This is a genomic window from Bdellovibrio bacteriovorus, assembly GCF_001592755.1.
Lineage (GTDB): Bacteria > Bdellovibrionota > Bdellovibrionia > Bdellovibrionales > Bdellovibrionaceae > Bdellovibrio > Bdellovibrio bacteriovorus_E.
Map to the genome: position 1 here is coordinate 43,611 of NZ_LUKF01000020.1, position 11,024 is coordinate 54,634.

9 protein-coding genes are annotated in these 11,024 nt (G+C 46.7%); 6 read left to right on the plus strand and 3 right to left on the minus strand.

Annotated elements, in window-relative coordinates; all coding sequences use genetic code 11:
* Positions 1-10 precede the first annotated feature (10 nt).
* Positions 11-1,825 carry a glutathione-regulated potassium-efflux system protein KefC gene (gene kefC / locus AZI85_RS16655; RefSeq protein ID WP_063245111.1) on the plus strand — a complete coding sequence of 605 codons (1,815 nt, stop codon included), beginning with the start codon at positions 11-13 and terminating at the stop codon, positions 1,823-1,825.
* Positions 1,822-2,823, plus strand: a complete 1,002-nt coding sequence (locus AZI85_RS16660; protein ID WP_063245112.1) for a Ppx/GppA phosphatase family protein — start codon at positions 1,822-1,824, stop codon at positions 2,821-2,823. Before kefC ends, AZI85_RS16660 begins: the two co-directional genes overlap by 4 nt.
* Here AZI85_RS16660 and AZI85_RS16665 read toward each other — a convergent pair whose 3' ends face one another.
* Positions 2,824-3,945 (minus strand): baeRF3 domain-containing protein, encoded by a 1,122-nt coding sequence (locus AZI85_RS16665; RefSeq protein ID WP_253721044.1) that lies wholly within the window; start codon positions 3,943-3,945, stop codon positions 2,824-2,826.
* A 148-nt stretch (positions 3,946-4,093) separates the two neighbouring features.
* Between AZI85_RS16665 and AZI85_RS16670 the strand changes: the two genes are divergently transcribed.
* The 4 genes from AZI85_RS16670 (at position 4,094) to AZI85_RS16690 (ending at position 10,054) form a co-directional block, all read left to right on the plus strand.
* Positions 4,094-4,555 carry a baeRF12 domain-containing protein gene (locus AZI85_RS16670; protein WP_063245114.1) on the plus strand — a complete coding sequence of 154 codons (462 nt, stop codon included), beginning with the start codon at positions 4,094-4,096 and terminating at the stop codon, positions 4,553-4,555.
* Between the two features lie 119 nt (positions 4,556-4,674).
* A complete protein-coding gene (locus AZI85_RS16675; protein WP_063245115.1) occupies positions 4,675-5,949 on the plus strand; it encodes a TolC family protein in 1,275 nt (424 codons plus the stop codon).
* 3 nt (positions 5,950-5,952) lie between these two features.
* On the plus strand, positions 5,953-9,066 hold the full coding sequence (locus AZI85_RS16680; protein WP_063245116.1) for an efflux RND transporter permease subunit: 3,114 nt from the start codon (positions 5,953-5,955) through the stop codon (positions 9,064-9,066).
* Positions 9,067-9,514: 448 nt separating this feature from the next.
* Positions 9,515-10,054: a DUF4142 domain-containing protein gene (locus tag AZI85_RS16690; RefSeq protein ID WP_063245118.1), complete on the plus strand. Its 540-nt coding sequence runs from the start codon at positions 9,515-9,517 to the stop codon at positions 10,052-10,054.
* A gap of 47 nt (positions 10,055-10,101) precedes the next feature.
* Here the strand turns inward: AZI85_RS16690 and AZI85_RS17985 are convergent, their stop codons facing one another.
* Entirely contained in the window at positions 10,102-10,236 is a 135-nt protein-coding gene (locus AZI85_RS17985) for a hypothetical protein (protein ID WP_301335696.1), read from the minus strand.
* A gap of 106 nt (positions 10,237-10,342) precedes the next feature.
* A complete protein-coding gene (locus tag AZI85_RS16695; protein WP_063245119.1) occupies positions 10,343-10,981 on the minus strand; it encodes a carbonic anhydrase in 639 nt (212 codons plus the stop codon).
* Positions 10,982-11,024: the final 43 nt, after the last annotated feature.

An 11,024-nucleotide genomic window follows, 5' to 3' on the forward strand; every position in this document is an offset into this window, starting at 1 on the left:
ACGAAGAACGATGGAATCAGGTGGTTTGTTTTATATTTTAGTGTTTTTAGTTTCTGCATTGATCTGCGTTCCTATTTGTAAGCGCTTAGGATTGGGATCTGTGCTTGGCTACTTGCTTGCCGGAATGATTATCGGCCCGTATGGTCTTAAGGTCATCGCCGGCGTGGAAGACATCATGCACATTTCCGAATTCGGTGTCGTGCTTTTGATGTTCCTGATTGGGCTTGAGCTGGAACCGAAAAAGTTATGGGACATGCGGGTCTCTATATTCGGGCTGGGTGGTTTGCAGGTTCTTTCGGTCAGCGTCGTTATTGGTCTTATCGTAAAGCTCTTTTTTGCTCAAAGCACGGCTGTATCGATCCTGGTGGGAATGGCATTTGCTCTTTCTTCGACGGCTATCGGTCTGCAGATTTTATCCGAGAAAAAACTTTTAGCCACGACTTCAGGTTCCTCGGCCTTTTCTATTTTGTTATTTCAAGATATTGCCGTCATTCCGATGATTGCAATTCTGCCGCTATTAACCGTGAATGCCGCCGCATCTGCCTCTACCGGGAATCCCTGGGCCAGCGTTTTAGAAGTGGTGATGGTTCTAGCAACCGTGATTGTTCTGGGGCGCTTGCTGCTTCGTCATTTCTTGCGTTGGATTGGCGCTTTGCACTTGCGCGAGATCTTTACGGCCTTCGCTTTATTCTTGGTCATCGGAATGTCCTTTTTGATGCAAAGACTGGGAATCTCGATGGCATTGGGCGCTTTTATGGCCGGTGTGCTTTTGGCGGATAGCGAATATCGTCATGCTTTGGAAACAGATATCGAGCCGTTTAAGGGTTTGTTGATGGGGCTTTTCTTTATCTCTGTCGGCATGAGCGTCAACCTGATCCAAATTCTTGAGAATCCGGCGCAGTTCGTTCTTTTGGTGCTTTTGGTATTCATTGTAAAAACGGCAGTGCATGCCGGACTGGCTTTTTTATTCAAAACACCTCGAGCGCAGATTCCATTCTTTGCTATCATTCTTTCACAAATTGGTGAGTTTGCATTTGTTCTTTTAGGGGCCGCTCAAGGTCTGAAGGTTTTAGATACAAATACCGTTGGAACTTTGACGGCCGTGGTGGCTCTTTCCATGTTATTCACGCCGTTAACGATCCTACTTTACGACAAAGTGTATCTTCGTTATGTCGCAGGCGCTTCGACGATGGAAGAAGATAAGATTGAAGACGAGCACAGCCCGGTCATCATCGCGGGCTTCGGTCGTTTCGGTCAGATTATCGGTCGTTTGCTGTACGCCAATCGTGTGAAGGCCACGGTCTTAGATCATGAGCCCAGTCAAATTGAAATGCTTCGTCGTTTCGGATTCAAAGTTCACTATGGTGATGCCACCCGTATGGATCTTTTAGAGGCCGCCGGTGCTCAACATGCAAAAATCCTTGTGGTCGCTATTGATGACATGGATGATTGCCTGAAGCTGATTGATTCCGCACGCGAAGCCTTTCCGCATCTTAAAATCTTTGCTCGGGCTCGCAATGTCGATCACGTGTACCGATTGATGGACCGAGACGTATTTAACTTCGAACGGGAGCTCTATGAGTCTTCGTTGCGCATGGGTTCTTCGGTCTTGCGAGCTTTGGGTTGGCCGGCTTATCAAAGTGTGATTGCCGCAAATATTTTCCGGGATCATAATAACCAGATGCTGGAAGAGCTGCATCGCCGTCGTGATAATCCGGATGAGATGGTGTCCCGATCTAAGCAGGCGCGCGACGATTTAGAGAAAATGTTCCAGCAAGAAAATCATTACTTAGAGCGAACAGAAGCATGGAGCAACGAGCAATGAAGCTACTTATTCTGATTTTAAGTCTTCTTATCTTTTCATCCAGCACTTTTGCGAATGACTGCGAAGAAAGAAGGGGAGCTCTTGATTTTGGTTCTGGAACTACGAAAGCCTTTGCCGCGGTTGTGGATACTTGCGCCAAGAAGATCATCTCTGTCCTGTATGAAGACCGGTTGCCGTTGGCCCTTAACGAAGCTTTAGAAAAATCTCCCAAAAAAGAAATTCCCGCGACCACGGTGCAAGAGGCTTTTCCAAAAATAAAAAACTTCGTGACGAAGATGAAAGAGCTGCAAGTCACACGCATTCAAGGCGTCGCTACTTCGGTTTTTCGCGTTGCTAAAAATGGCAAGGCCACAGCGCAAATGATCTCGGAAGAAGTGGGTGTTCCTGTGCAGATTATTTCGCAGGAACGAGAAGCGGAGCTGGGATATTGGTCAGCCTTGGCGCAAAAAAAAGTGGAACCTTCAGAATTGATGGTGGTTTGGGATATTGGCGGGGGCTCCATGCAAATGTATGCCCGCACTAAGGACAAAGTTCATATCTATCAAGGTGATTTAGCTTCGGTGACTTTTAAAAATAAAATTTTGCAGGTCTTGCAGTTTAAAAATCCGGCGGAAGTTTCTTCGCCGAATCCTTTGGGACGCCAGAAAGAGGCGGCTTTGCAACTGGCGAAAAATCATGCCTATTTGAATGTGCCTAAGTTTTTCAAAGACAACGCCACTCAAGCTCGTTGGATCGGAGTTGGAGGTGTGTTGTCGGCATCAGTGCAAAGGCAAGCACATCCTTCAGGGCACGACTTTACTGAAAATCAGCTGAGTGAGGCCTTGAAAAGACGGGCTCCGCTGAGTGACAGTCAGCTTGAAGGTGATTATAAAATTTCCGATGTTTCTAATCTAGCTTTGGTTTTAGGTTATATGCAGGCCTTGAAAATTTCAAAAGTCGAGACCGTGCAAGCGTCTTTAGGGCAAGGTCTTATTTACCAAGGTCTTCATGCCAAATAGCTATTGAAGGTTGAGGATCGCGGCAGCGGGGGAGGACGTCGGCATGTCTTTATCATTAAGGACAATAACTTCTCCGCCCTGACGGATCACTTCACAGGCGATGTCGTCCAAAATATCGTCATCCTTTGCATCCTGTTGCTTTTCATGAAAAGTGATCTCGGCACTTCCGCGGTGCAGTTGTCCCCAGATTTCGCTGTTATCACGAATAAATAAAGTTTTTACTTTTCCACCCAAAGCCGCTCGAGAGATTTTTACCAGATCATCGATGACACGTTTTTGACGGGTCATTTCGTCAATCTCTAAGGTAGAGACGTTGCGCTGTTGAGACTGGTTCTTTTGAATGTGTAAATTCGCTTGGTGCGTGATTGCTTCAATGCGGGGGATTCCTTTTGTGGGATCAATCTTGCATAAAATAGGTTCCCCATGCGCCGACACTTCTTTATATGCGTGAAAGATAATGTCGCTAGTGAAGACGAACAAAGGCAAAGTTTTATAACCGGTTTCTTTCGATATCTTTGATTCAATCCATTTTAAAAAAAGTTTTCCGCTGGATTTTTTCTTTAAATGATTGTCTTGAGTTCCGCGACCACGTGAGTGTGATTTCAAGTGAGGAATCTGAAAAGTTTCGGTCTCATCCTGATATTTCCAGTGCATACTGTTGCTATGTTGACCGTGGTGATAAAGGAAGGTGTGAACCTCGCTGCCACGACTGCCATCACAGCTAAAAAGAACTGCTTCAGACGGTGTTAGCACCAGAGCATGGTAGGTGTTGTGCCCTTGCAGGTCTTCGATCAAAGGCTTTAGATGGAACGATTCGGCGACGACGACTTTTGAAGGCAGCTCGTGGCCCGCAACGTAATAACCAGTCCAATGCTTATTGACAAAAATCGCCAAACCTTCTTTTTCCGATTCTAAAAATTCAGCCGGATTAAAGTTATAGAGGGCGTCGAGAAGTTCCTGGTGTCGTTCTTTCCTTTGGTCGTAAGAAAGCAGATGCACGGCACGACGGACCAGCGCCTCGTATTCCATTTGTAAAGTCTTCGACGGCATCGCCGGGACATAAATGGAGATACAGGGACCATCCTGGACGGATGTAAGACGTAAAAGATCATCGTGTGTCATCTTTTCTATCATGTGTCCATTATCCGCTCAACCGACAAGGAACACAAAAAGTCATTTGACAGTCCAGTGTGAGGAGTCATGTGGGGAAAACATCTTCACTTCACTACAATGAAAGAAGGCCCTCAAACATACAGCAGAGAGGATGAACATGAAAACTTGGATTTGTGTCGTCAACCGTTCTGAAGCTAAGATTTTTGAACATGGAAACAACCGCTCCGCAGATGTGCAATTCGTCACAAAGCTGTCGAATCCTCGAGGCCGATTGAAAGCGCAGGATATCAACGCCGATAAACCTGGAAGCTTTGTATCTGGCTTTACCACTCATGGAATGGGGCGCGAGAAAATTGATTCTCCGACAGAGCACGTCGCTCAAGAGTTTGCCAAACAAGTCTCTCAATTTCTGTACGATTCTTGTCAGCAGCACTTGTTCGAAGAACTCGTACTCATCGCAGAGCCACAGTGTCTTGGGCGCTTACGCGGACTTTTAAGTAAAGAAGTACGTCAATGTATCGTCCAAGAGATTCCTAAAGATCTTGTGACCGCTGCGACCACGACGGATCTGAAAGAGCGTCTGAGGCCGATGTCTGATTTACGCTCTGCAACTATCTAATTAGCTGACTAAGCGGCCGGTGATTTTCGTCGTCGACCGCTTTTCCGCTCTGCGTGCCGCAGTGAGGCCATAAAAAATCTTTGTTTTGAAAAATTCCTGCTCTAAGTAAGAATGTGTCCATGTCAAAACATGCACTTCTATCGTTGATCATCCCTTTTTTAACAACAAGCCCTGCCTTTTCAGCCACACTTCAAGAAGCTTATCAGTCCGCTTTACAGAAGAATGAAACTGTCGGTTTGCAAAACGCCAAAGTCACTCAAGCCAAAGAACGGGTTTCGCAATTGCGCGGCGGTTTGTACCCACAAATTTCAGCTAAGGCGACGTACTTCATGCAACCGGAAGCGAAAGATCCCTTAGCTCAAGAGATCTTTCCGGACCGTCAGACGACGGTGGCGCTTTCTGCGAATCAGGTTTTATTCCGAGGCCTGCGAGAGTTTGCCGGCATCCGCCAACAGAAAGATCTTTTAGAATCTCAAGAAGAAGCGCGCAATCAGGCGCTTTTGCAGCTTTATCAAGATGTCGCTAATTCCTATTTGAATATTCTGACACTCGAGCAGGATTTGAAAAACCTGGAAGTGCAAATCAAGCTTTATGATGAGCGCGTTTCTGAATTGAGTGGACGTGTTCGTCGCGGAGAATCTAATTCCACCGAGGTTTTGACGGCGCAGTCCAGTCAAGCCGGCTTGAAAGCCGAATCACAAATCGTCAGCGGAAATCTGAAAATGGCCCGCGAGCTTTTTGCCTTTATCACGGGCCTGCCAGCGAATGAGTCTTTAACGGACCCGGCACTCACGAAAAATAAAAGCATCAACTCTTTGGATTATTATCTGAAGCGCATTGAAGAACGTTACGACGTGAAGTCAGCGCGCGAACTTTATAATGCCGCAGAGGAAGATGTGAAGATCGCAAAAGGGGCGCATTGGCCTTCGTTAGATGTGGCGGGCAATTATTATTTGAAGCGTCCTGAAGGATTCAGTGAAGACTTAAAGTGGGACGTGCAGTTCACTTTGACTTTACCGATCTTTGAAGGCGGCACCACGCAGGCGAAAGTGCGCGAAGCGGCCTCAAGAAAAATTGAAGCCGATCTGACTTTAGCGCGTTTGCGTCGCCAAGCGGATCAAGAAATTCGGGCCTATTATGAAAATTATCAATCTCGTTTAAACCAAGTGGCAGCCTTGGAAAAGGCCACCAGCTTGTCCGAGAAAAACTATCAAGTGCTTCAGCGTGATTACCGTCGGGGCCTGTCCCGCAACGTCGATGTACAAATCGCGTTAACGGATTTTCGTGTGGCCTCACGCGCTTTAGACCAAGCGCGCTTTGCGGCTCAATCTGAACTTGTTCGTTTGCAAATTGCGGCGGCCGAAATGATCGCGCCGGCAGTGAAGGAAGACTAGACAATGACTTTATCTGATTTATCAATCCGTAAGCCCGTATTTGCCTGGATGTTGATGTTTGGCTTGATCGTATTCGGGGCGATCAGCTTTATGCGCATGGGGGTCAGTGAGCTTCCCGACGTGGACTTCCCAGTCATCTCTCTTTCAGTTCGATACGAAGGAGCGGCACCAGAAGTGATGGAAGCCGACGTCATCGATCCGATCGAAGATGCCTTGATTAGTATTCAAGGGGTGAAAAATATCACCTCCATTGCGCGCAATAGTACGGCGGATGTGACGATCGAGTTTGATCTTGAGGTCAATATCGATGTGGCCTTCCAAGACGTTCAGGCGAAGATGGCGCAAATTCAAGGCGCCCTGCCTCAGGATATGGATCCTCCGACAGTGATGAAAATCAATCCGGAAGATTTCCCGATCATGTGGTTGTCGGTTTCAAGTAACCAAATGCCTTTGCAGGATATGATGGTGTACGTGAACGACCAGATTCGTGATCGCTTAACCACGGTTCCTGGCGTAGGGAATCTTTGGATGCCCGGTTACTTAGAACCTAATCTGCGTGTGTGGGTGCGTAACGAAGATCTGCATAAATATGCTCTTTCTGTCTCGGACGTCGTTACGACTTTACGTAACGAACATGCGGAACCACCAGCAGGTCGAGCAGAATATAATAAGACGGAATACAGTCTGCGCACCTTAGGCGAAGCGAAAAAGCTAGATCAGTTCCACAATATCCTCGTGAATTCTCGCGGCGGGGGCCCCAACTACAGTCCGATTCCGTTAGAGCGCGTTGCTGACTTTAAAGAAGGCACCGTCGACGTTGTCCAGTTCGCGCGGGCCAATGGAAAGTTTGCCGTCGGTCTGGGCGTAGTTAAACAGCGTGGATCGAATGCGGTGTCCGTCGCACATGCGGTGAAGGATCGTATCGTCGAGATCCAAAAGACGTTGCCTGAGGGCATGCAAATAGTCGTGAACTATGATGGAACGAAGTTCGTTGAAGAATCCGTTCATGAATTGGTTCTGACTTTGATTTTGGCGGCGATTTTAACTTCCTTGGTGTGTTGGCTGTTCTTAGGATCTTGGTCTTCGACGTTCAACGTCTTGTTGGCGATTCCGACTTCGGTTTTAGGAAGCTTTATTATTCTATACTTCGCGGGCTTTACGCTGAATATCTTCACGTTGATGGGCTTGAGTTTGGCGATCGGTATCGTCGTCGATGACGCGATCATGGTCTTAGAAAACATCATCCGTCACTTAGAGATGGGAAAAAAGAAGAAGGAAGCGGCCTTGGTCGGTGCCAGAGAGATCACGTTTGCAGCGATGGCCGCCTCCGTGTCTTTGGTGGCGATCTTCTTGCCTATTGCCTTTATGGAAGGTTTGATCGGTCGCTTCTTATTCCAATTCGGTGTGACGATGAGTGCGGCGGTGATGATTTCACTTCTCGAAGCTTTGACGTTGACTCCGATGCGTGCGTCGCAGTTTGTTGAATCAGGTGAACGAACAACTCGTATTGGAAGAACCTTTGAAGCCGGGTACGAGCGTCTGCATGATCTTTATACAAGATCATTGAAGGTGTCGCTAAATCACCGCTGGAAAGTTATTTTCGCCTCTTTGATTTTCTTCGTTCTGAGCTTCGGTTCTGTGGCTTTCTTAAAAGGAGAGTTTCAACCAGCACAGGATCAGAGCTCGTTGATGATTCAAATCAGCAACCCGCCGAAGTCGGCCATTTCTTTTACGGACGAAAAAGTAAAAGTGATTGAAGACTTCCTTCATAAACGCAACGAAGTGAAATCAACCTTCGTGGCCGCCGGTGGTTTCACAGGTGGTGAGGCGAATAACGCCATCATCTTTGTGGATTTAAAACCCAAAGGCGAGCGTGGGAAAGATCCTGAAAAAGGAAAAGAACTTTCTCAGCAACAGTTTATCGAAGTGGTGCGTGAATACCTTAATAAAACCATTCCAGATGCGAAGCCTCAGGTGCAAGATCCATCAACGCAAGGATTCGGTGGGGGCGGTGGTAAGGGCTTCCCCGTGGAATTCAGTATTCAAGGACCGAACTGGAACGAGTTGGGTAAGTACTCTGAAACCATCGTTGAAGAACTTAAGAATAAGAAAATCATGACGGATGTAAGTTCGGACTATCAAGCCGGTGCTCCAGAAATCCAAGTGATTCCGAATCGCAAAAAGGCTTCTGACCGTGGTGTGAGTGTGATTGCTATCGGTGAAGTCTTAAATGCGATGATGGGTGGGGTGGTTGTGGGTAGCTATGAAAAAGGCGGCCACCGCTATGATATTCGCGTGAAGATGGCAGAAAACGGACAAGCACCTCACGAACGTATCCGTCAGTTGAAGGTTCGTAACAACCGTGGTGAGCTTGTGCCTATTGCGGATGTCGTCGATATCAAAGAAGCTTCCGTGGCTTCGACGATTTCTCGTAAGAACCGTCAACGTTCGATCATCATTTACGGAAACATGGGACCGGGATTGAGTCAGCAGCAAGCTTCGGATCAAGCGATGGCCGCGGCTCGAAAAATTCTGCCGCAAGAATACAAAGTCATTATCAGCGGATCGGCCGAAGAGTTCCAGCAAAGCTTTATCAGCTTGATCTTTGCTTTGATCATGGGATTTGTTGTTGCCTACATGGTACTGGCGTCGCAGTTCAATAGTTTTATTGATCCGATCACGGTCTTTATGGCGTTGCCGTTTAGTTTCTCGGGTGCTTTCTTGGCACTCTTGATCGGCGGTCAGTCACTGAATATCTTCAGTATGATTGGTTTGATCTTGCTCATGGGTATCGTGAAAAAGAACTCGATCTTGCTTGTGGACTTTACGAATCAACGTCGCGACACCGAACATGTTTCGGTTCATCAGGCCTTGATCGAAGCCTGTCCGACACGTCTGCGTCCTATCTTGATGACATCGTTTGCGACTATCGCCGGTGCGGTGCCAGCAGCGCTCAGTCTTGGACCGGGAGCGGAAGCGCGTCAACCCATGGCCATCGCGGTGATCGGGGGCGTTTTTGTTTCGACGTTCTTGACTCTTTATGTGGTGCCTTGTGTGTACAGTCTTTTTGCACGCTGGGACCGTCGTGAAAGACATCGCGACGAAGTCGAAGCCTAAGCCTTAGTAAATGCAAAAAGTCAGAAGGGCTCTTGAGAAATCAAGAGCCTTTTTTATTTTGCCCCAAGTCGAGTGGACATTTCGCCCCGTCAAATCACCGACACATCAGTGGTATTCGTCAGGATTTTTTGGAGTTTTACTCCAGGCGGGAGGATCACTGGCAGGAAATGACTCCATCGAACTTTCGTTGACCTCGTCATATTCGTCCTCATCGCGAAATGCTTCTCTTCGTTTGCTGAGAGTCTCTTTTTTTGCCATCGTTCTGGTGGCTACGGCGCCCAGACAAACACCCAATGATAATAAGAATAGTCCTTTTAGTGTGCTCATGCTTTGAATCGATGCAAGATTCGGCCCACCGTTAATTAACACGTTACTTTTTTGTCAATTGAGCTTCTTTAACGAAACCTTGAGCATAGGACCACTAACAAAAAACCAACAAGGAGAACTCATGAATACAAAACAATGTGTATCCGCTTTATTGCTCGCAACTTCATTCACTTTCGCAACGGCCCACGCCGCGACTTATACAGACGGTGAGATCATGGAGATCATGAAAGTGGCCAATGAAGCGGAAATTGATGCGGGCGACATGGCTGAAGATAAAGCGAAGAATTCTGAAGTGAAAGACTTTGCTAAGCACATGATGGAAGAGCACAAGAAAAATAAAAAGGAAGGGAAGTCTGTTTCAAAAGACGCTAAAATTAAAATGAAATCCAGCGCGAAAAGTAAAGAGCTGGAAAAAGATGCGAAGAACAAGTTGAGCGGTCTTAAAAAAATGAAGGATGAAAACTTCGATAAGACTTACATCACTCAACAAATCGAAATGCACCAAGCTCTTTTGACGGAATTGGATTCAAGCCTGATTCCTTCAGCTCAAGATCCAAAATTGAAAACGTTCTTGGAAGAGACAAAAACACACGTGCAAGAACACTTGACGAAAGCTCAAGAGATTCAGCAAAAAATGGGTCCTGCAAATCAGACAATGTAATAAGATATGAGGGAATCCGTCTCTGCAACGGGGACGGATTCTTCGATTTAGCTTTTAAAGAAGCTGTAATAAGCGGCCACCGCTAGAATAATCCCGATAATAAATAACCAGACAGAGTGAGCCAGAAAAAACTTAAAGGGTGTGGGAACATCTTTTTGGTTCTTGTCTTTTTCTTCAGGCATGCGTCCTCCGATACCGCCAGTATCTCGTGATGCAAAGACCTTGTAAATTTGTAGCTTCGCAAATGAAAAAGGCTCTTGTGCCGAGCCTTTGTTATTTTCCAGATTTTTAGTAAGGAATCGGAGTGAATGATTCCGTCTTCTCGTTGAACTCCAAGAGCTCACCCTTTTCGATATCGAAATAAACCCCTAATAGTGTCAAACCACGTTTTTCGATGGCTTCGGCAACAAAGGGGAAAGATTTCAGATTCTCTAGTGAGGTGCGAATACTTTCGTGTTCACACAGTCTCCACAAAGGAACAGAGTCATCCGAAGAGGCCAAGGCAATCGCACGGGTTTTTGCAGGCTCAGCGATTTTCACCCATTGTTGAAGGAAACCTCCAGCAATCGTGTTTTCAGGATTTAAAAGAGCGCGGATACCGCCGCACTGACTGTGACCTAGAATGATCACCGTTTCGACTTGCAAATTGACGACCGCAAATTCGATCGCGGCACTCACCCCGTGACGACCTCCATCAGGATCACATGGCGGAACCAGATTTGCGACGTTACGAACTACAAAAAGCTCACCCGGTCCTGCAGACGAAAGAATCGCAGGATCCACGCGTGAGTCCGAACATCCGATGATCAAAGTCTTAGGATTTTGGACATTTTGTAGCTTGCTGTATACAGAGTCTTCCCCTGCATAGAATTTTTCTTTGAATTGTCGAAAACCAGTAAGAAGGCGGGCAATTTCTTTTTTCAACATGTTGGTTTTATACGATAGATAGAATCTCGCCTCAAGCTCCACC